This window comes from Niallia sp. 01092, from assembly GCF_052318935.1.
GTDB lineage: Bacteria > Bacillota > Bacilli > Bacillales > Cytobacillaceae > Niallia.
The window spans coordinates 350,487-376,113 of sequence record NZ_JBQRKO010000001.1 but is presented as its reverse complement, the minus strand read 5'-3'; the positions used below and the strand labels follow the sequence as shown (position 1 = coordinate 376,113).

Genomic DNA, 25,627 nt, shown 5'->3' with positions numbered 1-25,627 from the left:
TGTCAGTGTCTAGCTTCTAATGCACAGTTGTTGTACTAGCTATTTGTCTAAGTTTAATAATTTCTTCTTCATAGCTTGTAAAAAAAGGAAAAAATCCTATCAGTTTTTCGATAGGATTTTTTCCTTTTTTATTATATTGAACTTGTTAGAACATTAAAGTATCTTGCATCTGGATGGGCAAATACCATGGCAGATACAGATGCTTCCGGTTCCATCATACATTCTTCTGTCAAATTAATGCCAATATTTGAAGGGGTAATCAAATCAAATAATTTTTTTTGATCGTCTAATTCAGGACAAGCAGGGTAACCAAAAGAATAACGTTGTCCTTGATATTTTGCAGAAAAACGATCTTTCATTGTAAAATTAATTGGGTCAGGGAAACCCCATCTATCCCTGATTTGGCGATGAATTAATTCAGCAAATCCTTCTGCAACTTCCAATGCCAAAGCTTGGAGAGCATGAGATTCTAAAAATTTACCTTCTGCTTTTAAGCTTTCTGAAGCAGCTCTAATTCCGTCTCCAGATGTAACCGCAAAAAATGCAACATAATCCATTATACCGCTTTCCACTGATTTTACATAATCAGCAAGGCATAGGAAAGGGGCTTTTTCCTGTCTTGGAAAATCAAAAGATTGAATAACATCTTTTTTGTTTTCTGGATCATAGATGAGTACTTTATTTCCATCTGATTGTGCAGGGAAAAATTGATAAACAGCTTGGGGGTTAATCCAATTATTTTCTTCGGCCTGCAGCAGCAGATTTTCAACAGTTTCATTTATTTTCACTGTTTTTTCATCTTTTTCCGCTAGAAGCCTGTCAATTTTTCCTTTTACACCTAAATGATGGCCAAGCAACATTTGTTTATTCACATATGGTTTAATATGTGGAAGAGAATAGTTCGTTAATATATGACTTTTTGTATCTTGCGGAACAAAAACAGGAACGTTTTGATTAATTGTTTTTGTTATCTTCACTGGTTTTTGCACTGTTTTTACTGCAACATTTGTTTCGCTTGCTTGGAGCTTTTCTTGTTTCTCCTCATGATCTTTTTTAAGCTGGATTAGCTCTTCTGGGTCTGTTAACTGATTGCAAATAGAAAGACCATTCATGGCATCTTTTGCATAAAGGACAAGTCCTTCATATTCTTTTGAAATTTTTGTATCAGTAAACTTCCTTGATAATGCCGCACCGCCAACTAGAATCGGAATATCGATTCCAGCTTGTTTCATATCAGATGCTGTAATTACCATTTGTTGAGCAGATTTAACCAATAAACCGGACAGTCCAACCATATCAGGCTGTTCTTTTTTTATCGCTGCTACAAGTTCAGCAGGAGGGACCTTGATTCCAAGATCAATTACTTTGTAGCCGTTATTGCTTAAGATAATATCGACCAAGTTTTTTCCAATATCATGAACGTCCCCTTTAACAGTTGCCAAAATAATTTTTCCTTTAGTAGAGCTTGTTTCATTTTTTTCCATATGTGGTTCCAAATGAGAAACAGCTGCTTTCATTACTTCGGCACTTTGTAAAACTTCGGCAACAATCAGCTGGTTATCATTAAATAATCTTCCAACTTCTTTCATTCCGTCCATTAAAGGACCGTTAATAATATCAAGAGGAGCACTGTAATTGATTAACGCTTGATCTAAGTCTTCTACAAGACCTTCTTTTGTACCTTCGACTACATAATATGCCAATCTTTCATCCAATGTCATATCAGGTAAAGTACTTTTTTGCTCTTTTTTCTTTCCACGATAAAAGTTAGTAAACTCTGCTAATGATTCATCTGTTGTATCAAATAATAATTTCTCAGCAAGCAACACTTCGTCTTTGTCAATGGAAGCGAATCTTTCGAGTTTTTCTGTATTAACAATCGCATAATCCAAACCAGCCTGTGTACAATGATATAAAAAGACACTGTTAAGCACTTCTCTGCCGACAGGGGGCAAGCCGAAGGAAACATTGCTTATTCCTAGTATTGTTTGCACATCAGGACAAGCTTCTTTAATTAACCTGATTCCGTCAACAGTTGCTTTTGCAGAACCAATATACTGCTCATCTCCCGTTCCAACAGGAAATACTAATGGGTCGAAAATAATATCATTGCCTTTTAATTTGTATTTTTTGGTAAGTAGTTCATACGATCGTTTCGCAATTTCTACTTTCTTTTCTGCTGTTACGCCCATTCCTACTTCATCAATCGTACCGACTACGACCGCTGCTCCATACTTATGGACGATAGGTAATATGGCTTCAAATCTTTCTTCTCCATCTTCAAGGTTAATACTGTTAATAATGGCTTTACCTTGAGAATAGGAGAGAGCCTTTTCAATGACGTTTTCATCTGTTGAATCGATTACAAGTGGAACTTTTATTTTTTTGCCAACTTCATGCATAAAAGCTTCCATGTCGCTTATTTCATCTCTGTCCGGGTCCGCTAAACAAATATCAATTACATGTGCGCCGCCCTTTACTTGAGCACGAGCAATTTCAGACGCTTCCTCATATTTGCCTTCACTTATTAGGCGTTTAAACTTTCTTGAACCAATTACATTTGTTCTTTCTCCAACCATGATCGGACGAAGAGTCGGGTCATCATAAATAAATGGTTCGATACCGGAAACCATATGAACATTTTTAGATGCTGATTGTCTAGGTGCATGCTCTTGCATTTTATCTGCAATTGCTTTTATATGTTCAGGTGTTGTCCCACAACAGCCGCCAACAATATTAAGCCATCCTTCCTTTGCAAAACCTGCTAATTTTTCTGCAAGGGAAAGAGGGGTTTCATGGTATTGTCCTTCTTCATCCGGTAAACCGGCATTAGGATAGCAGCTGACAGCAAATTGTGAAAGCTCAGATAAAGAACGAATATGGTCTTGCATAAACTCAGGTCCTGTTGCACAATTTAAGCCGATTGCAATAGGTTTCATATGCTCAACTGATATATAAAATGCTTCAATAGGCTGGCCAGCAAGTGTTGTTCCCATAGGTTCTATTGTACCTGATATCATTAAGGGAAGCTCTTTTCCTGTTTTTGCAAAGGCTTGTTGAATGCCAATAAAACCTGCTTTTACATTTAACATATCTTGGCTTGTCTCTAATAAAAGTAAATCAACGCCGCCGTCAATTAAGCCTCTTGTTTGTTCTTCATATGAAGAGATGAGTTCGTCAAATGTTGTCCCACCTGTAACGCTTAATGTTTTCGTTGTTGGACCCATAGCACCGGCAACATATCTTGGCCATTCAGCGGTTGAAAATTTATCTACTGCATCTTTCGCTAGTTTTGCTGCTATGACATTGTTTTCGTAAGCTGTATCTGCTAAATTGTATTCATCTAATACGATACTTGTTGCACCAAACGTATTCGTTTCGATAATATCAGCTCCGGCAGCTAAATATTCTTCATGAATTTTTGAAATTACATCTGGGCGAGTATAGTTTAGGTTTTCATTACAGCCCTCTAAATCTTCTCCGCCGAAATCCTCAGCAGTTAATTCTTCTCTTTGCAACATTGTTCCCATTGCGCCGTCCATAATCAGGATTCGCTTTTTTAGTTCATCCTTTAACGCTGCTTTTCTCATGTGATGTCCTCCTTAAACGGGCAGTGATTTCATGTGTGTATTTTGCTAGTTCAACTGATAGTTCATAACGTAAAAAAGGAGTGATTAAATAAATGCCATTAAAGTATTGTGCTGCAACATCTATTAACGATTGTGTTATTTTTATACCTTCTTTGCATGCTTGAACTGGATTATCTTTATGCGCAAACATCGTGTTTCGAATTGAATCAGATATTTTTATGCCTGGAACTTCATTATGAAGGAATTCAGCATTGTTGCTGCTGATTAACGGCATTAAACCAATATATATAGGTTTATTAATATGTTTAGTAGCTTCATATAATTCGATAATTTTTTCTTCTGAATAAACAGGCTGGGTAATAAAATAATCCGCACCAGCTTCTATTTTCTTTTCTAATCGTTTAACTGCTTTATCAACTTGACGAACATTCGGGTTAAAAGCAGCAGCTACGGAAAAGTTTGTTTTTTCACCTAAGTCTTTTCCAGATAGTGACATACCTTCGTTTAATTGTTTAATCATCGAAATTAAATCAAAGGAAGACATATCATAAACTGACGATGCACCTGGAAAATCGCCGACTCTTGCTGGATCTCCTGTAATGGCTAATACATCATGCAAACCTAATGTGTGAAGCCCCATTAAATGGGATTGAAGACCAATCATATTACGGTCACGGCAGGCAATATGCACTAATGGACGAATGCCAATTTTATTTTTCGTTAGTGACCCGAGAGCGGTATTGCAAATTCTTGGTGATGCTAAGCTGTTGTCCGCTAATGTAAGGGCATCAATTCCAACCTCTTTTAGTTTTTGAGCACCTTCAAAGAAACGATCTGTATTTAATTTTCTTGGTGGATCAAGCTCCACAATAACAGATGGTCTTTCCGTTACAATTTGTTCCAACGGTTTCGTTTCTCTTAATGGCTGAACAGTTTCAACACGGTTCAATACATGCTTTTCTTTTATTGTTTTTTCAACAATAGGGTGGGTGCCTTTTAATGCACTGGAAAAGGCATGTATATGTTCAGGTGTTGTTCCACAACAGCCTCCCAATAAACGGACACCTTGTTTACGAAATTCAATTGCTGAGTTTTGGAAGTATTCAGCATTCTCTTTGTATTCGAATTTTCCATCATTGTATGCTGGTAAACTCGCATTAGGATACGCGGATAAATAGGCGTGTTTTAATAAAGGAACATCTTGTAATGATGCAATCATATGATGCGGTCCAAGTCGACAATTTAACCCAACTACGTCAGAACCTAATTCTTCTAATTGACGAAAAGCTTCTGCAACAGGAAGCTGATTTTGCAAGATGCCAATTTCATGAACTGATACTTGCGAAATAATCGGAAGATCTGTTTCGTTTTTGGCGATAGAAAGTACTGTGTGTAATTCTTCTAGATCATAATATGTTTCTAGAAGGATGCCGTCAACACCTTCTAATAATAAGCAATACAGCTGTTCACGAAAGCTTCTTTTTATTTCTTCCAAGGTTATGGCTTGTGGTTTAATACCTCGGTTTCCACCAATCGTTCCAAGAATTGAGGTGTCTTTATTTGCTGCTTTTTTTGCTATACGCACAGCAGCACTATTAATTTCTTTTACAGAGTCTTCTAATCCATATCGCTGCAGTTTTAAATAATTAGCTGCATATGTGTTTGTTTGGATTAAATTGGCACCTGCGTTTATATAAGCGCGGTGAATTTCTTCTATTTTATCGCTGTGAGAAAGGTTCAATTCTTCTAAACAACTGTCTTTTCCATAGGAGTATAAAAGTGTACCCATTGCTCCGTCAGCTATTAATATTTCATTTTCCATCTTTTTAAGAAAGGACATCTTTGTACACCTCAAAATCTATATATAATGTAATTCTCCTATTTTCTTTCATTCATGTCTACAAAGGCATGCTTATTGCAAAACGGTTTAATTCACTAGTAACCATACGATACGTACGACCGTACACACCCTCTATAATAACCCACATGATCTCCTTGTGAAAGAAGAAGGAAGGCAGTTGATATAACTGCCATTCCAGATGCAAAAGCAAAGCCTTTGTATTCATCTATTAATTGTGCGTTCACTACTTCTATTGCTTCTCTAGAAGTGTGTAAACTTCTACTATAATCATATTGCCAAATGAAACAATATCTTTCTGATGATAAATAGAGGCGTGTTGAATTGACATATTTACCACATCTGTTTCCGAATTCGAAATTATAATTATTAAGAAGCAGTTTTATTTCAAATGTATAATCATTTATTATTTAACCACTTTAGCTAAAGTAAATGCTTTATCTAGATCTTTAATTAAATCTTCTACATTTTCAATACCGACAGAAAAACGCAATAGTTTATTACAAACACCTGTTGCAATGCGTATGTCTTCTGGAATATCTGCATGTGTTTGGGTAGCAGGATAAGTGATAAAGCTTTCCGGGCCGCCTAAACTTTCAGCAAAAGAAATTAATTGTAAATTTTGTAAAAAAGGATTTACTAATTTTTCATCAATAACACGGAAAGAAATCATCCCGCCTCTGCCTGGATAAAGGACATCAATGACATTTTCCTGCTCTTTTAAATAGGAAACAAGTGCGTGTGCATTTTCTTCATGTTTTGCCATTCTAAGTGGCAATGTTTTCATCCCGCGCATTAACAGCCATGAATCAAATGGACTTAATACACCACCCGCAGCATTATGATGCATCGCAAGCTCATCAGATAATTCTTTTCCTTTAGCGACAATAAGTCCTGCAAGTACATCATTATGACCACCTAAATACTTCGTTGCACTGTGAATAACAATATCCGCTCCTAAAAGAATAGGCTGTTGAATAATTGGTGTATAGAACGTATTGTCCACAATCAATAATATGTTATTTTCCTTCGCTATTTTAGCTACTTCAGCAATATCTGTTTCTTCCATCAGTGGGTTTGTTGGAGTCTCAATAAAAATAGCTTTCGTATTAGCATTTATTTGTACACGAATTTCTTCTGAATTTGAAGTGTTGACGTACGAACATCGAAGACCCCATTTTTTAAAGCCTTGTTCTAATAAACGATAAGTTCCACCGTACAAGTCTTTTGAAAGAATCCATTCATCTCCGCTTTGAAACAGAGCAAGGACGGTTTGAATAGCAGCCATGCCGGAGCTGCATGCATATCCGCGATCTCCTTCTTCTAAATCAGCAATGACATTTTCTAATAGTTCCCTTGTTGGATTTCCAGTTCGGATATAATCATAACCGGTTGATTCACCAATTCCAGTATGACGGTAAGCAGTTGATAAGTATATAGGAGGATTTATCGTTCCTGTTGCATTATCACTTCTGTTACCAATTTGCGCCAACTTTGTTTCTGCTTTATACATGTAAAACACTCCTTCATAATCAATGATGTTTTTCTTTACAGAAATTGATCTTCAATATTATTAAATATTACAATTATAATTCTATTCTTAAGAGGCGAGGTTTTATATGTATCTGTGAATGATACTCATTACCCGAAGTAGCAACAAGTTTTTTTCCATAAAAAAGTCTTCTTCCTAAAGTAAGAAGAAGACTTGTGTTAGTTTATAAGGTCATTCTCCTTATCTGTCAAGTTTTTTAACTTGATGGAATTAGCACCTTTTCAGTTCGTGTGACTGAAGGTTGCTGAGGTGTCTTCGGGCCATTCCCTCAACCTCTCTCGATAAGAAATTATCTATGTAATTTTCTATAAATTTACTATACTTTGATAAGAATAGCAACCATTTTTTTAATGATTCTCTTTTTTTTAAAAGAAGGGAAAATTTGTACATAATAAGGTTGTTTAGAAAATGATGATGATGTCTTATGAGATAATTATGAGTTATGAAATAGTATTATGTCCGTTTTTACTGACTATATGGTGGTTATTGTTCTTCTGATAATTGCTGTACATTCACTTCCATCTCCTGATCCGGATTTGCTTTTGGATAGATTCTTGCTGTTTTCGCGTTTTCGTCAACATGTTGAATAATCACGCTTTCTCCCTGGTAACGAACATTTATGATATCTCCAGTGGTCATAATCTCAATGGCTCTTCCTATGTTCATGTTTTTGCCTCCTAATGAATTCTATCATTTATAATGTGTCATTTATTTCGATTTTATCCTTTATAAAAATATTCTCATGTAATTTTAACACTATTTTCATTTGTTTTTCTCGATAAGGTTTTAGAATGAAAAAAGACCATAGTTGTATTTATTTTTACAGTATTAATAACATCAGTAACAGGTTAATGGTATTTACCATTGAGATAATCGGAATCACAAGAAGGGTTTAGTAAAAATCTGGGGGAAGGGAGAAGTGAAAATTTGCTGAATATCGGCCAAATGAAGGGAGAGGGTCCAATTGTTGATGATTTTACGATATGTTGTGATTAGTTTTTTCTCTATTACGGCAGTTTCTTTATTAAGCTATCAGATGATCGCATTTACCCATGCTATAATGGATTTATGTTTTCATAAAAAAATGAAGTAACAATATACGAATCAGTGAGAGTGAAGTATGAGACGAATTTTGATTATTGAAGATGAAAAAAACTTAGCAAGATTTATTGAATTAGAATTATCATATGAAGGATACGAAGCCGCAGTTTGTTCAGACGGCAGAAATGGATTAAATAAAGCAATGACAGAAAATTGGGATATTATTTTATTAGACTTAATGCTTCCAGAATTAAATGGAATAGAAGTATGCCGGAGAATCAGGCAAGTAAAAGATACTCCAATCCTTATGATAACAGCAAGAGACAGTGTCCTTGATAAAGTTTCAGGACTAGACAGCGGAGCAGATGATTATTTAGTAAAGCCATTTGCAATAGAAGAGCTGTTAGCACGCTTACGAGCTTTGTTTCGGAGAGTGGGTGCCAACCCGTCTTCTCAAAAAATGACGATCCTCAACTTTAAAGATATCACGATAGAAGTGGAATCACATATTGCGAAAAAAGGGGATCATATCCTTTCCCTTACAAAACGAGAATATGACTTATTAAGCATGTTTATGAACAATATTAATATTGTGCTGACACGGGAGGTATTATTGAATAAAATTTGGGGATATGAATCAGAAGTGGAAACAAACGTAATCGATGTATATGTTCGTTATTTACGCAACAAACTTGATGCTACCGGTAAAGCAGTTTATATTGAAACCGTTCGTGGAATAGGATATGTAATGAGATGAACATCGTAAAAAAAATATCCCTTTTATCTTGGAAGTGGAAATTGACAGTATGGTTATCCGCTAGTATTTTTTTTACCTTTAGCATTTTTACTTTTTTTGAATACCATACGGTTTCTTCTTGGTTATTAAAACAAGAAGAAAATTCTGTGAAACAAACAATGAATGAGTTATTAAAAAACTTCCATTCTAGTTCAGGATCTCTTGCAAAGGAAGAAATTCAAGCTAGTGTGCCATTTATGGAAAAAATAAATACAAAAAATCAGCTAATACGGGTAACTGATCAAAAAGGAAATTTGATAGTATCTCAAATGAATGGTGATTTTCCTATAATAGAACCGAATCAACTACTTGGATATAAAAAAATCAGTTATTTCACAATCGGAAAACAACAATCATTGATTTACAGTCAATCTTTAAATGGGAAAGACTTTTCCGGCAAAGTAGAAATTATTCGGTTGTTGGATTCGTATGATTTAGTAAGGAAGCATTTAGCATTTGCAATGATGCTGTTTGCACTCACAACCATCCTTATAAGTGCTGGTATTGGTTATATTCTATCTTTACAATTATTAAAACCATTAAGCATTATTACAAAAACGATGAACAAAATTAAAAGTGCCGGTTTTAAAGAAAGAATCCCAGTGTATACACAAGAAGATGAAATTTCAGAGCTTTCCACTTTATTTAATGAAATGATGGATCGAATTGATGATACTTTTCAGCAGCAAAAACAGTTTATTGAAGATGCCTCACATGAATTGCGCACCCCGATCTCGATATTAGAAGGACATCTTTCCATGCTAAATCGATGGGGGAAAAAAAATCCAGATATATTAGAAGAATCACTGCAAGCTTCGGTAGAAGAAATAGCGAAATTAAAAAAACTAGTGCTTTCCTTATTAAATTTATCAAAACTTGATCATCCACGGAGCGGAAGTATGATTATGCCTGAAAACGTGGGAGAAATCATTCACCATACCGTCAAAGATTTTCATATGCTTTATAAAGATTTTCAGTTTATCGAAAAAATACAGTATACTAATTTATATGGAGTTACAGAGCAACATTTTCAACAAATTCTTACGATACTTTTAGATAATGCGGTTAAATATTCGCCCGTAAAAAAGGAAATTACGATTGAAACAATGGAACTGAGAAGAAAGTTTGTATTGAAGATAGCCGATAACGGGATTGGTATACCAAAACAAGATTTGCCGAAAGTATTTGATCGATTTTATCGAGTAGATAAAGCAAGAAGTAGAGAACAAGGTGGGACAGGTTTAGGACTTGCAATTGCCAGAAAAATAGTGGAATACTATGAAGGGGAAATTGTTATTGAAAGTCAAGAAGGAGTAGGCACAAAAGTTATTGTAACTTTCCTGAATAAATGAATAAACTACTTTTTACAAGGCTGATACACTCAGTCTTTTTTTGATGAAAAATACGATAAATCATGAAATGGAAACATTTTGTTTGCAATGTTTGTTAATCGTATTCGATTCTAGGATTTTTATTTTTTTGCTATGTATCCTGTAGTATAATAAGTGAATATTCTGATAGTCTATGATGATTAGTAATCATTCTAAACAAAAGTCTAGAATTTTTATTAAATTTTTAAATGTTTATTTTTTGAATTTGTACAAATTTAGTGTAAATTAGAAAATAAGGTAATAACCGATGAATTAAATTGTGGTGGAGGGGGTTCTTCATGGGAAAGCCAACTAACGGAATAAGCTCACGTCAACCAAAATTTTATGGGCCGAATCTTGGGCTTGCAATGGAATTATATGAAATGTATGAAAAAGATCCTTATTCAGTAGAAGATGATATACGACATCATTTTGATCTTTGGGGACCTCCATTGGAAAGGAAAGAAGACTCTTCTTCCTCTTTTAATAGTTCTAATCAAACTGTTCAAATGGAAAAGGTAATTGCGGCTGTTACACTTGTAAATAAAATAAGAGCATATGGCCATTTAGCAGCTGATATTTATCCGCTGAAAGATCAAAAACGAGAAGACGACATTTTTGAGCATTCTCATGTTCATTTATCAAAAGAAGATTTGGAAAATATACCAGCATCATTCATTTGTCCTGATGCACCACCAACAATTAAAAATGGTTATGAAGCAATCAATTATTTAAAAAAGGTATATTCAAACACAATTGCATTCGAGTTTTATCATGTGAATGACCTTCATGAAAAAAACTGGCTGCAAAATAAAGTAGAGTCAGGCAGTCTTCAATCACAATATGGGTTCTCTATGAAGAAAAAATTATTAAAAAGATTAATAGAAGTAGAAGAATTTGAGCATTTTTTACATAAAACATTTGTTGGACAAAAACGCTTTTCGATTGAAGGTTTAGATACAATGGTGCCGATACTAGACGAAATTATTTCTCAATCTGTGGTGAATGGCGCAAAAAATATAAATATCGGTATGGCTCATCGCGGCAGATTAAATGTATTGGCACATGTTTTAGAAAAACCGTATGAAATGATTTTTTCTGAATTCCAGCATGCGCCAAATAAACAATTAGTACCATCAGAAGGGTCAGTTGGAATCAGTTTTGGATGGACAGGAGATGTTAAATATCATTTAGGGTTAAACCGGCAATTAAAAAACAGCAGCACATCAACCGTTCGTTTATCACTTGCCAATAATCCGAGTCATTTAGAATTTGTTGGTTCTGTAGTGGAAGGTTTTACAAGAGCATCACAAGACGATCGGGGTAAAGCTGGTTTTCCGGTCGAAGATTCTAACTCTGCCCAGGCAATATTAATACATGGAGATGCTGCATTTCCGGGACAAGGAATTGTATCGGAAACATTAAATTTAACAGGATTAAAAGGATATCGAACGGGAGGAACCATACATATTATTGCTAATAATACAATTGGTTTTACTACTGATTCAATGGATTCCCGTTCTACAAGGTATGCAAGTGATTTAGCAAAAGGGTTTGAAATTCCAGTTATACATGTAAATGCTGATGATCCTGAAGCTTGTATAAAGGCTGCACTTTTAGCATGTGAATATCGCGCAACATTTAAAAAGGATTTTTTAATTGATTTAATTGGCTACAGAAGATATGGCCATAATGAAATGGATGAGCCAATGACTACTAATCCGTTAATGTATAAACTGATTCAACAACATCCAACTGTAACAAAATTGTATGAGCAGAAGTTAAGGAAGGAAGCTGTTTTTTCAGAACAAGAAGTGCAAGAAATAAAAACAGAGGTCCGCACGACATTACAAAAAGCTTATGAATTAGTGCCAAAGAAAAAAGAGGCACCTACAGTTAAGAATCCACCCAATTCGGTGGAGAAACTGCTTCCAGATATTCATACAGCGGTTCCTTTAGAAAGATTAAAACAAATAAACAAAGAGCTGCTTCATTTTCCGCCTTCGTTTCAAATTTTTGAAAAGCTAGGAAAAATTCTTAAAAGAAGAGAAAATGCCTTAGAAGCAGACGGCAAGATAGACTGGGGGCTGGCGGAAACTTTAGCATTTGCTAGTATTTTGCAAGATGGCACGCCGATTCGTTTATCCGGACAAGATTCACAAAGAGGTACATTTGCCCAAAGAAATATTATGCTGCATGATCATGTAACAGGAATGTCCTTTTCACCGTTACATGCTTTATCCTCTGCAAAGGCATCATTTGCCGTACATAACAGCCCGCTTTCTGAAGGATCAGTGTTAGGGTTTGAATACGGATATAATGTTTTTGCTCCTGAAACATTAGTACTTTGGGAGGCACAATATGGAGATTTTTCCAATGCTGCTCAAGTAATATTTGATCAATTTATTGCAGCGGGAAGAGCAAAATGGGGGCAAAAATCAGGAATGGTAATGCTGCTTCCACATGGTTACGAAGGGCAGGGACCAGAACACTCCAGCGGCAGGTTGGAGCGATTTTTAGCATTAGCTGCTGAAAATAACTGGACCGTTGCAAATTTATCTTCTTCCGCTCAGTATTTTCATATTTTACGCCGCCAAGCTGCAATTTTAAATATGGAAGAAGTCAGACCACTTGTACTGATGACACCAAAAAGTTTGCTAAGAAATGCAGATGTCGCATCAAATGGAAAGGAACTAAGTGAAGGAAGTTTTCAGTCTGTAATGGAGGAAGAGAATCTATTTAAAAATGTAAACGACGTGAAAAGAATCATATTGTCTACTGGTAAAATGGCGATCGATCTTCATCAAGCATTAAAAGTGCAACATAATATGCATCGATTCCACCTAGTAAGAGTGGAGGAAATCTATCCATTTCCAGAGAATAAATTAAAAGACATTTTTTCTCGTTTTCCACAAGTGAAAGAAGTGGTTTGGGTTCAGGAAGAGCCAAAAAATATGGGAGCATGGAGTTTTCTGGAGCCTCGATTGAAAAAAATTGTCCCTGCTTCTGTTTCTCTGCAATATTTTGGCAGACGGAGAAGATCTAGTCCTGCAGAAGGGGACCCAAATGTGCATCGTAAAGAACAAGCAAGAATCATTGAAGAAGCATTAACATGGAATGAACTGAGGGGGATGTTAAATGGCTGAAATTAAAGTACCAGAACTAGCTGAATCAATTACAGAAGGAACGGTAGCACAATGGTTAAAGAAAACGGGCGAATTTGTGGAAAAAGGGGAATATATTGTTGAATTAGAAACAGATAAAGTGAACGTGGAAATTATTTCAGAGGAAAGCGGTATCTTACAAGAGTTAAAAGCAAAGGAAGGTGATACGGTTTTAGTTGGTGAAACAATTGCCATCGTATCAAAAGATGCTTTGCAGGAAGAAAAAATGTCAACAGTGGAGGACTCTTCCGTAAATGAAGTGCAAGAACCAGAAGTGAAGCAGAATGAAACGCTTCCTTTATCATTAAATAAACCGATAGCTTCTCCTGCTGCACGAAAAATGGCTAGAAATAAAGGGATTGATTTAACGAATGTTCCTACAAGTGATCCACTAGGGAGACTTAGAGTACATGATGTAGAAAAATATGAACCAATAGCGAAGAAAGTCAAAGAACCTGTCATTGACTCTAATACTGCAGTAAATAGCGCCCCAATGGTTCTAGAGGATGAAAAAGAGGAAAAAGTGGAACGAATTCGGATGACGAGAAGAAGACAAACGATTGCGAACAGACTTTTAGAAGTACAGCAAAATACAGCGATGCTTACTACTTTTAATGAAGTGGATATGACGAATATTATGCAACTTAGAAATCGTAGAAAAGATCAATTTCAAAAAGAAAATGATGTGAAATTAGGCTTTATGTCTTTTTTTACAAAAGCGGTCGTTGCTTGCTTAAAAAAAGCGCCCTTATTAAATGCGGAAATACAAGGAGATCAAATCCTTTTAAAAAAATATTATGACATTGGCATTGCTGTTTCAACTGACGAAGGTTTAGTGGTTCCTGTTTTAAGAGACGCAGACCGTAAAAATTTTGCAGAAATTGAACAGGATATAATGGACTTTGCCAACAAAGCAAGAAATAATAAATTATCGTTAAGTGACCTTCAAGGAGGAACGTTTACGATTACAAATGGAGGCGTTTTTGGTTCCTTATTGTCGACTCCTATATTAAATGGACCACAAGTTGGAATACTGGGTATGCATAAAATTCAACTTCGCCCTGTTGCCATTGATGAAAAAAACATGGAAAATAGACCAATGATGTATGTTGCGTTATCCTATGATCATCGTATTATTGATGGCAAAGAAGCAGTAACATTTTTAGCTAGAATAAAAGCATTATTAGAAGATCCAGAATCATTATTATTTGAGGCGTAATAAGAAAAGCGCAAGCGCCCTTGCTCATCGACGGAAAAAGGTGAGTTCCACAGGATGTGGATCACACAATCGTTGCCACAGGACGTGGCGGTTTTAGATTGTGTACCTTACAGAGATAAAGGAAACACGAAGAGCGCAAGCGTCGATGTTGACTTATCGTAGACGAGGTGAGGGAAGCGTTGAAGTCGATAGGGCGCTGGAGCTAGACACTCGTCTAAGTTGAAAATTTTATACTTTCTTATCTTTGAACTAAAGCGGAAGCGCCTTGAACAGCTCTGAATATGGTCAGTTATTAAACCACAAAAATTTTATTCTTATACAAAAATAGCTGACTCCAAAAAATTCGAAAAAATCGACTTTTAGGAGTCAGCACTTGTTTGCGGCAAAACCGTTGTGTAAGAAAAAGATGGTGAAAGGAAAACAGTTATCATCAAAATAGTCTGTTTATCATCACCATCCATCCATATTTGACAACAAATTTAGCCTTTATTAGGTTTTAATCCACGACGTTTAATTTCATCCTTAAGTATAGAAACCCATTCCTTTTCATTTCCGGCCTTTAATGCATCACGATAAGAGAAGATTAACTGTTCATTACTCATAATTTTCATTTAGCATTCCTCCTTAAATAAAATGGATTGAATTTTCTAACAATTAAATCATAACCTATTTTTCACTCTATGAGAAGTGAAATATCAATAGGAAAAAAAAATAGGTAGTTTGTTACAACATATTTTCTTTGCTAAGAAAAAGGGATTAGAAGAAAAAGAAAGAAAAGTTATAGTATTGGCTACCGACTATCATTCACATTTAGGATGATCAAATTGAAAGGAGAAAGGTAATGTTATCAAAAGAAACAATTAATACAAAAAAACATGATATGTTTATAGAAATAACAGAAATAATACAAAAGGCAGTGATAAAGCATCAAGTAAAAGAAGGAGTTGCTTATGTGTATTGTCCGCATACAACTGCCGGGATCACCATAAATGAACATGCTGATCCAGATGTTGTTTCAGATATGATTCGTCGCTTTGATGAAATTTTTCCATGGGAGTTGGAAAAAGATCGTCATCTGGAAGGAAATACAGCTGCACATATGAAAGCAAGCACGGTGGGAGCTTCCCAGACGATATTAATTTCAAATGGAAAATTGCTGTTAGGAACGTGGCAAGGAATTTATTTTTGTGAATTTGACGGACCGCGGAACCGTCAGTATTATATAAAATTAATTCGAACTTAAGGATGATTAATATGGAAAAGTGGATAAATGTGTTTGTATACGGTTCATTAAGACAAGGGGAACAAAATCATTTTATGGTGCAGTAATATCGTTGTATCGCAAAAGAAGTTTGGGTTTATGGAAAGCTGTATGATGCAGGAGCAGGCTATCCTTTTCTTACATTAGATCAAGAAAAAAAAGTAGTTGGTGAAATATATGAAGTGCCGGTAGAAAAAATCAAGGAACTAGATGATTTTGAAGAGTTTATACCGGGAGCAATAGATAACATATACGAAAGAATGTTAATCGAGGTATACGGTGAAAATGCAAAATGGCATGCATATATTTATATTTGTAATCGGAAACAAATGCTAGTAGAAGAAATAGAACATGGAGATTGGAAATTAGTTGAAAGTAGCAAAAAGTTTTAGATTTAAGAAATGAAATCGGCCAGAACTGAAACATCGTTCATATTTTAAAAACAAGGTAAGAATTTCGAGAAGTTTGTTGCATCGCCCATTCCTTTCCTTATATACTAAGGTAGTATATAAGAAAGGGGCAAGAAAAAAATGATACATCAAAATTGGGAAAAAAAAGAAACGGTGAAAACGGTTAAATGTGTACATACGGATGCAAATAAATATATTGTTAATAGAGTTTTAACTGCGGGTCAAAATTATGAAGTAAAAAATGAAACAGAAGAATTTTATTTTATCATTGATAATTCAGGTAAAGTTGGCGGCTTCTACAAAGATTACTTTCAAGATATTTAACCAAAATGAAGGAAGAAAACAACTGTTTTCTTCCTTCATTTTGATTCATAAAAAGATCTAATCGCTGTTGATGGAATGGATAAAACGAATGGAGATGAGTATTTGTTGGTGTATGTTTATGTTGGAATAGGAGGAATAATTGGAAGCTTAGCAAGATATTTTATCAGTCTCATTCCACTTGCTAACAGCTATCCGTTAAATACCAGTATCATTAATATTTTCGGCTCTTTTTTACTTGCTGTTTTTACGGTTTTTGTCACAGAAAGACAAACAATTCGAAAAGATATTAGTACCGCTATTGGGACAGGTATCATTGGCTCCTTTACTACATTATCTACTTTTAGTGTTGATACAATCAAGCTATTGGAACATCAGCATTATGCGGAAGCTTGTATTTACATAGCAACTAGCATGATTCTTGGTTTGTCTGCAGCATATGGTGGTATGATTCTAGGTGAAATGAGTTTTTTGAAAGGAAAGATTAAAACATGATTAAATGGATTGCTTGTATCGCTGCGGGAGGGTTTTTAGGAAGTATTAGTCGATTTGCACTGATTAATTTTTTGAAAAAAAGATGGACGTATTCAATTCCAATTCCGACTATCATCGTAAATTTGAGCGGTTCGTTTTTTTTAGGAGTGTTAGTTAGTATACATGCAGCTGAAACTTTCTATTTTTTGTTTGGCGTTGGTTTTTTAGGAGCTTATACAACTTTTTCAACATTATCTATGGAAGCCATTCAACTTTTCCGTTCTAAAAAAAGAAAAGACTTTCTATTATATACAGGAATTTCTTTTATAGGTGGAATTTTCTTTGCCTTTTTAGGTGTTTGTACAGTCAAAGTAGTTTGAAAAAAATGCAATAATAACTACAGACAACATGTTATTAAACGAGTAAAAAACTGTTAATCAAAAGATTAACAGTTTTTTATTTCCATTATTATTTTTCTGTACTAATCGTATTGGTTACGGTAGTTGGCGGATATAATTTTTTCCCTAACATAGATTGCAAAATTAAAAAGGTACCTCCGACTGTCCAATACAAAGGCAGGGCTGCTGGTGCATGAAAAGATACCATCACAATCATAATGGGAGACATTAACCCAAATAGTTTCATTTGCTTTTGCTGTTCTTCAGGAAGCGTATTTTGAGAAACTTTAAATTGTAAATAATAAACGATTCCTGCAATAGCAGTTAAAACAAGGTCAGAATGCCCCAAATTAAACCATAGGAAGGAATGGGAAGCAATTTCTGCAGAACCTCTTATTGCATAATAAAATCCCATTAATATTGGCATTTGAATTAACATGGGCAAACAACCGATATTTAACGGATTTACCCCATGTTTTCTATAAAGTTCCATTGTTTCCCGCTGTAGGTTTTGCTGTTCTTTTGGATCTTTTGCTGTTTTTAACTTCTTTTGCAGCAAATCCATTTCTGGTTTCAATTTTGCCATTTTTTCTTTCATTACTTGTTGTTTTTTATATTGTTTTAACATAAGTGGCATTAATAATAAACGAATGATTAACGTAATTAAAATAATCGCCAATCCAAAGCTTCCATTAAATAACATAGCAGTACTGTGTATTAAGGAAGCAAAAGGTTCTACTACAAGATGGTGAAAAAAACCATCGCTTTTTCCAGCTTGTGTAGAAGAACAAGCGGACAATAAAAGCGTAGTAATGGTAATAAGAAAAATAACTAATAATTGTTTAGATGACTTTTTCAAAATAATTCCTCCATTTTTGTGAAAAATTTAGATAGTTAGATAGGAGGAATTAGGCTTTTCTGGATCATCTGCTGAACTTTTTGTTCGTTTTCTTATATTTTTACAAATCCAATGTAAAATTGGGGAGTTATATTTCTGTACATTTATATTTATGGTTGCAATGCTAGCCTGAAAGTTAATACTGCTTTCGGAAGCAATGACATTTTCATTAACTGTAGTTTGTAAATTCCAATCCCAAAAATATTTGACCATTAAACCAACTAGTATCGTAAAGTAAATGGTTTGATAGCTTGGAATGGTTGTTATATCCAATAAGAATTCTAACATTTATACACCTCTATTAGTATTCAGCAATAAAATTATACCGGAAAAATGAGAGGAAAGCAAAGAAGATGATATGGAATTTATAGTTTAAATAAGGCAATATTGTGACGATTTTTATGTTTTTTATCTTAGAGGACTTTTAAATATATGAAAGGATTAAAACAATCGAATAAAAACAAGAAGAAGACATTATGAACGAAGGATAAATTTTTATATGGATTAAATTCTACCTTTCATATTTTGTAATAGGGTGTATGATAGTGGTACACCTGTTGGTAATTTGATTGAAATTATTAGATGAGAGGGAACAAAATATTATTTCCAAAATTACATGTTACGTAAAGATAATAGGAAAATAGAAACATGAAAAGAATGGCAAACTAAAAGGAAGTTCGATATAATAATTTTCATCAGGTTATCGACAAATCTTGCATACTTCGTAACAAAGCAAAAAAATGGATATTGTTATCCACGTTATTTTTGTGTTTATCATTTCTATACATACTAAGGGTGATTGCTTCGAGATTGAGTTGAAGTTATTTTTTTAGAAAATACAAGAAGATGGCAGGGATTAATCGAATAAAGGATAGGAAGTATTAGAAACAACTATATAATAAAGGTGTAATTGCAGTATTGGGAGGACAAAATGAGTTATAAATATGAAGATGATAGTTTAATGTTACACACGGACCTTTATCAAATTAATATGGCAGAGACATATTGGGAAGATGGAATTGCGGAGAAAAATGCCGTTTTTGAAGCTTATTTTAGAAAGCTGCCATTTAATAATGGGTATGCTGTGTTTGCTGGATTAGAAAGAATTATTCAATATTTACAAAATCTTCAGTTTACAGAAAGTGATATTCACTATTTAAAAAAAGAAGGATTTAAAGATGATTTTCTAGAATGTTTAAAAGATTTTCGATTTACAGGAAATTTACGTTCGGTTGCGGAGGGAGAAATTGTTTTTGCAAACGAACCGTTAATAAGAGTGGAAGCACCACTTGCACAAGCTCAAATTATTGAAACGGCATTACTTAACATTGTGAACTATCAAACATTGATCGCTACTAAAGCTTCTAGGATAAAAAATGTAGTTGGTGATGGCACAGTAATGGAATTTGGCAGTAGAAGAGCACATGAACTCGATGCAGCACTATGGGGAACGAGAGCTGCATTTATCGGAGGTTTTGGATCCACTTCTAATGTAAGAGCAGGCAAATTATTTGGAATTCCGATATCTGGAACTCATGCTCATTCCATGATTCAAGCTTATCGGGATGAGTACACAGCATTTCATAAGTATGCAAGAAGGCATAAGGACTGTGTCTTTTTAGTTGATACATACGATACTCTAAAGTCCGGCGTGCCGAACGCAATTAAAGTAGCAAAAGAGCTTGGAGATAGCATCAACTTTATTGGTATCAGGCTGGATAGCGGCGATCTTGCTTATTTATCAAAGAAAGCACGAAAAATGTTGGATGAAGCAGGATTCCATGATACAAAAATTATCGCTAGTAATGATTTAGATGAATACACCATTATGAATTTAAAGGCGCAAGGTGCTAGAATTGATGTATGGGGCATTGGCACAAAATTAATTACTGCATTTGATCAACCAGCATTAGGTGGGGTGTATAAACTAGTATCCATTGAAGATGAACAAGGCAACATGCAGGATACGATTAAAATAAGTGGGAATCCGGAAAAAGTGACAACGCCAGGGTTAAAGAAAGTGTATCGGATTATTAATAGTATGAACCAAAAGTCAGAAGGGGATTATATTTGTTTAGAATCAGAACATCCAGAAAAAGAAGAACGATTAAAAATGTTTCATCCGACCCATACGTATATTAGTAAATTTGTAACGAATTATGTAGCAAAAGATATTCATAAGGAAATATTTAAAGATGGTCAATTAATTTATCAAACGCCTGATATCTTTGCCATTCAAAAATATGCTGGTGAAAATTTGGATGTTTTATGGGATGAGTATAAACGTTCTTTAAATCCGGAAGAATATCCAGTTGATTTAAGTACATTATGTTGGGAAAATAAAATGCAGCATTTGGATAAAGTGAAAAAAACGATAAAAAATGAAACAATAAAGGGAGGAGATTAAACATGAGTTTGCAACAACAAATTATTAAAGCATTACATGTTCAGCCAGAAATAGATCCAAAAGGGGAAATAAAAAAACGTGTAACTTTTTTAAAAGAATATGTAAAAAAAGCGAAAGCAAAAGGATTTGTACTTGGAATAAGCGGAGGACAAGATTCATCTCTAGCAGGTAGATTAGCACAACTAGCAGCTGAACAATTACGTGAAGAAGGATATGACGCAACTTTTATTGCGGTGCGCCTGCCCTATGGCATACAAGCAGATGAAGAGGATGCGAAACGAGCTCTTTCCTTTATTCAAGCTGATAAAGAGTATGTTTTTAATGTTAAAAATCCAGTCGATCAGTTAAAAGTAGTGTATGATGATATGACAACAGGTGAGCAGCTGAGAGATTATCATAAAGGTAATGTAAAAGCAAGAATGAGAATGATTGCACAATATGCGATTGGCGGTCAAGAAAATTTGCTTGTAGTAGGAACTGACCATGCTGCAGAAGCGGTAACGGGATTCTTTACTAAATATGGTGATGGCGGAGCGGATATACTCCCATTAACGGGTTTAAGTAAACGTCAAGGCAAACAGTTATTAAAGGAATTAAATGCAGAAGAAAGCATTTACTTAAAGGTACCAACTGCGGATTTATTAGATGGTAATCCTGGACAAGCGGATGAAACAGAATTAGGAATTACATATGATCAATTAGATGACTATTTAGAAGGAAAAAAAGTTCCATCAGATGTTGCAGAAAAGATTGAAACACGTTATTTAATTACAGAACATAAGCGTCAAGTACCTGTCTCCATGTTTGATACTTGGTGGAAATAAAAAGAAAGGGTGTCGAGAAAATGACACCCTTTCTTTTCACTATTAAAGTTGTTCTTTCATTTCTTTTAGCATTTCTTGCATCATAACACTTGAATTTTGGCTGCAATTTTAAAAAATTCTTCATATGATATTCATCAGCAATAAAAACATGAGTATATGCCTCATGTTTTTTTATTGCTGATGTGCAGAAGACTTAGTAAGGATATTATAAGCAAAGTCAACGGAGTCTTCGTTTGGTGGTTCAATGTCTTTTAATGGATATTCCAGACCTAATGCTTCCCATTTATATACGCCAAGCTTATGGTAGGGAAGGATATCAATTTTTTCAACATTGGATAGTGTAGCGATAAAATCACCAAGACCACTTAAATCTTCTTCATTGTCATTAATGGTTGGAACAAGAACATGTCTAATCCAAACAGGAATTTTTTTATCTGACAGAAATGTTGCGAAAGACAAGATATGTTCATTGCCCATTCCTGTTAAAGATATATGTTTTTTTCGGTTAATATGTTTTAAATCCAATAAAATTAAATCGGTATATTGTAATAGTTCGTGCAGCTGTTCTTGAAAAAGTGGTGCAGTTGAATAGCAGCCGCCGGAAGAATCAATAGTTGTATGAATGCCTATTTTTTTGCACTCTTTAAATAATTCAATTAAAAATGGCATTTGAAGCAATGGTTCTCCGCCACTAACTGTAATACCTCCACCGGATGCTTCAATAAAAGGGAGGTATGTTTGTAAATCATCCATAATATCTTTCACGGACATTTGCTTTCCTGTTCCAATTTCCCATGTGTCCGCATTATGACAAAATTGGCAACGCAGTAAACAGCCCTGAGTAAAAATAACATAGCGTATACCTGGGCCGTCTACCGTGCCAAAAGTTTCGATTGAGTGAATATTGCCAATCATGATAGTTTTCCTCCATTACTAAGCAATAAGAAGTCATCTCTGACCAAACTCCAAAAGGGTATTTTCCTTCTTGCTAAAGTCAAAGGGCGGACATGTGTTTTTGGTGTTTCGCTTCCATAACCTAGGCTAGCTTTCTTCCTCAACACTCACAGATCAGGAGACTGAAAGAACATCTCATCGGATACATTCCGTCAGGTGTGTTTTTACCGAACCCCTTCAACGTAGTTCATCGTGCTATCTTTCTTTCGAGAGACTACACTCACTTAAGCTTGAGAGCAATCAACCCTCCATAATAAACCAAAGGTTACGATTTGTTATGGTTTAATAACAGCTGTTGATAGCTCCTTTAATAAAAAACAACCAGCGGGTATTACAAGACTACTATTTAAAGAGAGGGAAGGGAAGCTCCCATCCCCCTTAGATAAAACTAATTACATAGATTCATGGAATGTGCGGTTGATAACATCGGTTTGTTGCTCTCGTGTTAATTTTATGAAGTTAACTGCATATCCAGAAACGCGAATAGTTAATTGTGGATATAATTCTGGATGTTCCATTGCATCTAAAAGTGTTTCTCTATTAAATACGTTTACGTTTAAATGATGTCCTGCTTTTGTAGCATAACCATCTAAAATAGATACTAGATTAGATGAACGAGCATTTTCTTCTTTACCGAGTGCTTTTGGTACGATAGAGAATGTGTTAGATATACCATCTAATGAATAATCATAAGGTAGTTTTGCAACCGAAGAAAGGGAAGCGAGAGTACCTTTTGTATCACGGCCGTGCATTGGATTTGCCCCTGGTGCGAATGGTTCGCCAGCACGACGGCCGTCTGGAGTATTTCCTGTTTTTTTACCGTAAACTACATTGGATGTAATAGTTAAAATGGACATTGTATGAAGAGAATTACGGTATGTTGCATGTTTACGTAATTTTTTCATAAAGCTTTCCACTAAACCGACAGCAAGGCTGTCTACTCTATCATCGTTATTTCCGTATTTAGGGAAGTCTCCTTCTGTTTCGAAATCAACAGCGATGCCGTTTTCATCCCTAATTACTTTTACTTTTGCATGTTTGATCGCACTTAAAGAGTCAGCTACAACACTAAGACCTGCAATACCTGTTGCCATTGTACGAAGGATTTCTGTGTCATGTAATGCCATTTCAATTCTTTCATAGCTATATTTATCATGCATGTAATGAATTACATTTAATGTATTGATATAAAGTCCTGCTAACCATTCCATCATATTGTCGAATTTTTCCATAACTTCATCATACTCAAGATATTCAGAAGTAATAGGGGAGAAGGTAGGACCTACTTGTATTTTTAGTTTTTCATCTTTACCACCATTAATTGCATATAATAGACATTTTGCTAAATTCGCACGAGCACCGAAGAATTGCATTTGTTTTCCAATTTCCATTGCAGAAACACAACATGCAATACCATAATCATCGCCCCATTGTGGTTTCATGATATCATCATTTTCGTATTGAATAGAACTAGTTTGAATGGACATTTGCGCACAGAATTTTTTAAAGTTTTCTGGAAGCTGCGTAGACCATAAAACAGTTAAGTTTGGTTCAGGAGCAGGTCCTAAGTTATCTAAAGTATGAAGGAACCGGAATGAATTTTTCGTAACTAAAGGTCTGCCATCATTCGCAATACCTCCAATAGATTCCGTTACCCATGTTGGGTCACCGCTAAATAAATCATTATATTCAGGTGTACGAGCAAATTTTACTAAACGAAGTTTCATAATAAAATGGTCGACAATTTCTTGAGCTTCTTTTTCCGTTAATGTGCCGTTTTCAAGATCTCTTTCTACATATATATCTAAGAAAGTAGATACGCGTCCAAGGCTCATTGCTGCACCGTTTTGTTCTTTAATGGCAGCTAGGTAACCAAGATATAACCATTGGAATGCTTCGATTGTATTGGCTGCAGGGCGAGATAGATCAAATCCATAGCTTGCACCTAATTGTTTTAATTCGTTTAATGCACGAAGTTGTTCTGAAAGTTCTTCTCTTAAACGCATAGTATCTTCTGACATGACAGAACTAGTTGCTTTTTTATCTTTTTGTTTTTCTTGAATTAAGAAGTCTACACCATAAAGTGCAACTCGGCGGTAGTCACCGATGATACGTCCACGACCATAAGCATCTGGAAGGCCAGTTATTATGGCTGCTTTTCTTGCAAGTCTCATTTCATCTGTATAAGCATCAAAAACGCCTGCGTTATGTGTTTTACGATGCTCAGTGAAGAATTGTTCTAATTCTTCACTTGCTTTATATCCATATGATTCACATGCTTGCACTGCCATTCTAATTCCGCCATTTGGCTGGAATGAACGTTTGAATGGAACGTCTGTTTGAACACCAACGATTTTTTCTTTTGCTTTATCTAAATAACCTGGGCCATGTGATACAATCGTTGAAACTATATTAGTATCTAGATCGTAAACGCCGCCTTTTTCGCGTTCTTCTTTTGAAAGCGCTAAGACTTGTTCCCATAGTTCAGTAGTTTCTAAAGTTGGACCTGATAAAAAAGTTGAATCTCCATAATAGGGTTTAAAGTTTTTTAAGATAAAATCACGAACATTTACTTCTTTTTGCCATGTTCCACTTTTAAAACCATCCCAGTAGTTCGCTTCCACTTTTTCCATTTTAATTCACCTCAACATTTTATGAAAAACTATATAACAGAGTGTTAATTTCTTGCTAAAATAACTATAACAGATTTAATGTGATATTATTCACAAAAATGTGTACATCTTGCGAAGTTTCTGTGTCTGAAATGTGAACTCTTGTTATATCAGTGTTTTTTAGATTCTTGGAGAAAAAATATTTAAAAGGAAGAATTATTTGTTATTAAAACTGTTATATAAATTCCATTGATAAATAACATACTGTTATACAATAGTTGAAAGCGTTTTACTTTGCTTGATTGTAAATTTTTTCTATATATATGCTTAGATTATTATTGGATGACCAATAATAAGAAGGAAAAGTCATCATAATCTCTACAGAAAAAAAGGTTGTTTCAAAAATAAGTTAGCATAAAATTTTTGAAGTTGGATGTTGAAGCCAGAAGGATGTGGTGTTCTTTTCGGCCAGAGAATA

The 25,627-nt window shown here is 34.8% G+C and carries 21 protein-coding genes and 1 riboswitch; of the genes, 12 read left to right on the top strand and 9 right to left on the bottom strand.

Going from position 1 to position 25,627, the window contains the following annotated elements:
• Positions 1 to 131: 131 nt before the first annotated feature.
• The 4 genes from metH to ACTXGU_RS01820 form a co-directional block, all read right to left on the bottom strand.
• Positions 132 to 3,590 carry a methionine synthase gene (gene metH, locus ACTXGU_RS01835; protein ID WP_443479774.1) on the bottom strand — a complete coding sequence of 1,153 codons (3,459 nt, stop codon included), beginning with the start codon at positions 3,588 to 3,590 and terminating at the stop codon, positions 132 to 134.
• Positions 3,565 to 5,430, bottom strand: coding sequence for a bifunctional homocysteine S-methyltransferase/methylenetetrahydrofolate reductase (locus ACTXGU_RS01830; RefSeq protein WP_443479773.1), 1,866 nt, complete (start codon positions 5,428 to 5,430; stop codon positions 3,565 to 3,567). Before ACTXGU_RS01830 ends, metH begins: the two co-directional genes overlap by 26 nt.
• A gap of 424 nt (positions 5,431 to 5,854) precedes the next feature.
• Positions 5,855 to 6,961: a methionine biosynthesis PLP-dependent protein gene (locus tag ACTXGU_RS01825; RefSeq protein ID WP_443479772.1), complete on the bottom strand. Its 1,107-nt coding sequence runs from the start codon at positions 6,959 to 6,961 to the stop codon at positions 5,855 to 5,857.
• 216 nt (positions 6,962 to 7,177) lie between these two features.
• A riboswitch (SAM riboswitch) is annotated at positions 7,178 to 7,288 on the bottom strand.
• Positions 7,289 to 7,483: 195 nt separating this feature from the next.
• Entirely contained in the window at positions 7,484 to 7,666 is a 183-nt protein-coding gene (locus tag ACTXGU_RS01820; RefSeq protein WP_443479771.1) for an H-type small acid-soluble spore protein, read from the bottom strand.
• Between the two features lie 298 nt (positions 7,667 to 7,964).
• Here ACTXGU_RS01820 and ACTXGU_RS01815 point away from each other — a divergent pair, with 298 nt between their 5' ends.
• The 5 genes from ACTXGU_RS01815 to odhB all read left to right on the top strand — a co-directional run bounded on the left by ACTXGU_RS01815 (position 7,965) and on the right by odhB (position 14,590).
• Positions 7,965 to 8,093: a hypothetical protein gene (locus ACTXGU_RS01815; protein ID WP_443479770.1), complete on the top strand. Its 129-nt coding sequence runs from the start codon at positions 7,965 to 7,967 to the stop codon at positions 8,091 to 8,093.
• 27 nt (positions 8,094 to 8,120) lie between these two features.
• Positions 8,121 to 8,798 (top strand): response regulator transcription factor, encoded by a 678-nt coding sequence (locus ACTXGU_RS01810; RefSeq protein WP_443479769.1) that lies wholly within the window; start codon positions 8,121 to 8,123, stop codon positions 8,796 to 8,798.
• A gap of 41 nt (positions 8,799 to 8,839) precedes the next feature.
• The gene (locus ACTXGU_RS01805) at positions 8,840 to 10,189 is read left to right on the top strand and encodes a HAMP domain-containing sensor histidine kinase (protein WP_443479768.1); all 1,350 of its coding nucleotides are present in this window, start codon (positions 8,840 to 8,842) and stop codon (positions 10,187 to 10,189) included.
• A 317-nt stretch (positions 10,190 to 10,506) separates the two neighbouring features.
• The gene (gene sucA / locus ACTXGU_RS01800; protein WP_443479767.1) at positions 10,507 to 13,353 is read left to right on the top strand and encodes a 2-oxoglutarate dehydrogenase E1 component; all 2,847 of its coding nucleotides are present in this window, start codon (positions 10,507 to 10,509) and stop codon (positions 13,351 to 13,353) included.
• Complete coding sequence (odhB, locus tag ACTXGU_RS01795; protein WP_443479766.1) at positions 13,346 to 14,590, top strand: 2-oxoglutarate dehydrogenase complex dihydrolipoyllysine-residue succinyltransferase; 1,245 nt, start codon at positions 13,346 to 13,348, stop codon at positions 14,588 to 14,590. The genes sucA and odhB overlap by 8 nt, the downstream gene beginning before the upstream one ends.
• Positions 14,591 to 15,069: 479 nt before the next feature.
• Here odhB and sda read toward each other — a convergent pair whose 3' ends face one another.
• Positions 15,070 to 15,201 carry a sporulation histidine kinase inhibitor Sda gene (gene sda, locus ACTXGU_RS01790; protein WP_443479765.1) on the bottom strand — a complete coding sequence of 44 codons (132 nt, stop codon included), beginning with the start codon at positions 15,199 to 15,201 and terminating at the stop codon, positions 15,070 to 15,072.
• A 230-nt stretch (positions 15,202 to 15,431) separates the two neighbouring features.
• Between sda and ACTXGU_RS01785 the strand changes: the two genes are divergently transcribed.
• From ACTXGU_RS01785 to ACTXGU_RS01765, 5 genes are all read left to right on the top strand, one after another.
• Complete coding sequence (locus ACTXGU_RS01785) at positions 15,432 to 15,833, top strand: secondary thiamine-phosphate synthase enzyme YjbQ (protein WP_443479764.1); 402 nt, start codon at positions 15,432 to 15,434, stop codon at positions 15,831 to 15,833.
• Positions 15,834 to 15,928: 95 nt separating this feature from the next.
• Positions 15,929 to 16,243 carry a gamma-glutamylcyclotransferase family protein gene (locus ACTXGU_RS01780; RefSeq protein ID WP_443479807.1) on the top strand — a complete coding sequence of 105 codons (315 nt, stop codon included), beginning with the start codon at positions 15,929 to 15,931 and terminating at the stop codon, positions 16,241 to 16,243.
• A 138-nt stretch (positions 16,244 to 16,381) separates the two neighbouring features.
• Positions 16,382 to 16,585: a DUF6501 family protein gene (locus tag ACTXGU_RS01775; protein WP_443479763.1), complete on the top strand. Its 204-nt coding sequence runs from the start codon at positions 16,382 to 16,384 to the stop codon at positions 16,583 to 16,585.
• Between the two features lie 75 nt (positions 16,586 to 16,660).
• Entirely contained in the window at positions 16,661 to 17,077 is a 417-nt protein-coding gene (crcB, locus tag ACTXGU_RS01770; RefSeq protein WP_443479762.1) for a fluoride efflux transporter CrcB, read from the top strand.
• Complete coding sequence (locus ACTXGU_RS01765) at positions 17,074 to 17,436, top strand: fluoride efflux transporter FluC (RefSeq protein WP_443479761.1); 363 nt, start codon at positions 17,074 to 17,076, stop codon at positions 17,434 to 17,436. The genes crcB and ACTXGU_RS01765 overlap by 4 nt, the downstream gene beginning before the upstream one ends.
• An 88-nt stretch (positions 17,437 to 17,524) precedes the next feature.
• Here ACTXGU_RS01765 and yidC read toward each other — a convergent pair whose 3' ends face one another.
• Both yidC and ACTXGU_RS01755 read right to left on the bottom strand, forming a co-directional pair.
• Positions 17,525 to 18,313: a membrane protein insertase YidC gene (yidC, locus tag ACTXGU_RS01760; RefSeq protein ID WP_443479760.1), complete on the bottom strand. Its 789-nt coding sequence runs from the start codon at positions 18,311 to 18,313 to the stop codon at positions 17,525 to 17,527.
• 27 nt (positions 18,314 to 18,340) lie between these two features.
• The gene (locus ACTXGU_RS01755) at positions 18,341 to 18,640 is read right to left on the bottom strand and encodes a hypothetical protein (protein WP_443479759.1); all 300 of its coding nucleotides are present in this window, start codon (positions 18,638 to 18,640) and stop codon (positions 18,341 to 18,343) included.
• A 643-nt stretch (positions 18,641 to 19,283) separates the two neighbouring features.
• Here ACTXGU_RS01755 and ACTXGU_RS01750 point away from each other — a divergent pair.
• Both ACTXGU_RS01750 and nadE read left to right on the top strand, forming a co-directional pair.
• Positions 19,284 to 20,759, top strand: coding sequence for a nicotinate phosphoribosyltransferase (locus ACTXGU_RS01750; protein WP_443479758.1), 1,476 nt, complete (start codon positions 19,284 to 19,286; stop codon positions 20,757 to 20,759).
• 2 nt (positions 20,760 to 20,761) lie between these two features.
• Complete coding sequence (nadE, locus tag ACTXGU_RS01745) at positions 20,762 to 21,583, top strand: ammonia-dependent NAD(+) synthetase (protein ID WP_443479757.1); 822 nt, start codon at positions 20,762 to 20,764, stop codon at positions 21,581 to 21,583.
• A 171-nt stretch (positions 21,584 to 21,754) separates the two neighbouring features.
• Here nadE and pflA read toward each other — a convergent pair whose 3' ends face one another.
• Positions 21,755 to 22,498 (bottom strand): pyruvate formate-lyase-activating protein, encoded by a 744-nt coding sequence (gene pflA / locus ACTXGU_RS01740; RefSeq protein WP_443479756.1) that lies wholly within the window; start codon positions 22,496 to 22,498, stop codon positions 21,755 to 21,757.
• A 431-nt stretch (positions 22,499 to 22,929) separates the two neighbouring features.
• Positions 22,930 to 25,170: a formate C-acetyltransferase gene (pflB, locus tag ACTXGU_RS01735; protein ID WP_443479755.1), complete on the bottom strand. Its 2,241-nt coding sequence runs from the start codon at positions 25,168 to 25,170 to the stop codon at positions 22,930 to 22,932.
• Positions 25,171 to 25,627: the final 457 nt, after the last annotated feature.

Bases quoted from the DNA above. Each gene is read 5' to 3' on its own strand.
- ACTXGU_RS01810 (WP_443479769.1), top strand. From the start codon at position 8,121: ATGAGACGAATTTTGATTATTGAAGATGAAAAAAACTTAGCAAGATTT.
- ACTXGU_RS01785 (WP_443479764.1), top strand. From the start codon at position 15,432: ATGTTATCAAAAGAAACAATTAATACAAAAAAACATGATATGTTTATA.
- ACTXGU_RS01775 (WP_443479763.1), top strand. From the start codon at position 16,382: ATGATACATCAAAATTGGGAAAAAAAAGAAACGGTGAAAACGGTTAAA.
- ACTXGU_RS01765 (WP_443479761.1), top strand. From the start codon at position 17,074: ATGATTAAATGGATTGCTTGTATCGCTGCGGGAGGGTTTTTAGGAAGT.
- sda (WP_443479765.1), bottom strand. From the start codon at position 15,201: ATGAAAATTATGAGTAATGAACAGTTAATCTTCTCTTATCGTGATGCA.
- crcB (WP_443479762.1), top strand. From the start codon at position 16,661: ATGGATAAAACGAATGGAGATGAGTATTTGTTGGTGTATGTTTATGTT.
- metH (WP_443479774.1), bottom strand. From the start codon at position 3,590: ATGAGAAAAGCAGCGTTAAAGGATGAACTAAAAAAGCGAATCCTGATT.
- sucA (WP_443479767.1), top strand. From the start codon at position 10,507: ATGGGAAAGCCAACTAACGGAATAAGCTCACGTCAACCAAAATTTTAT.
- odhB (WP_443479766.1), top strand. From the start codon at position 13,346: ATGGCTGAAATTAAAGTACCAGAACTAGCTGAATCAATTACAGAAGGA.
- nadE (WP_443479757.1), top strand. From the start codon at position 20,762: ATGAGTTTGCAACAACAAATTATTAAAGCATTACATGTTCAGCCAGAA.
- ACTXGU_RS01750 (WP_443479758.1), top strand. From the start codon at position 19,284: ATGAGTTATAAATATGAAGATGATAGTTTAATGTTACACACGGACCTT.
- pflB (WP_443479755.1), bottom strand. From the start codon at position 25,170: ATGGAAAAAGTGGAAGCGAACTACTGGGATGGTTTTAAAAGTGGAACA.
- ACTXGU_RS01825 (WP_443479772.1), bottom strand. From the start codon at position 6,961: ATGTATAAAGCAGAAACAAAGTTGGCGCAAATTGGTAACAGAAGTGAT.
- ACTXGU_RS01830 (WP_443479773.1), bottom strand. From the start codon at position 5,430: ATGTCCTTTCTTAAAAAGATGGAAAATGAAATATTAATAGCTGACGGA.
- ACTXGU_RS01755 (WP_443479759.1), bottom strand. From the start codon at position 18,640: ATGTTAGAATTCTTATTGGATATAACAACCATTCCAAGCTATCAAACC.
- pflA (WP_443479756.1), bottom strand. From the start codon at position 22,498: ATGATTGGCAATATTCACTCAATCGAAACTTTTGGCACGGTAGACGGC.
- ACTXGU_RS01820 (WP_443479771.1), bottom strand. From the start codon at position 7,666: ATGAACATAGGAAGAGCCATTGAGATTATGACCACTGGAGATATCATA.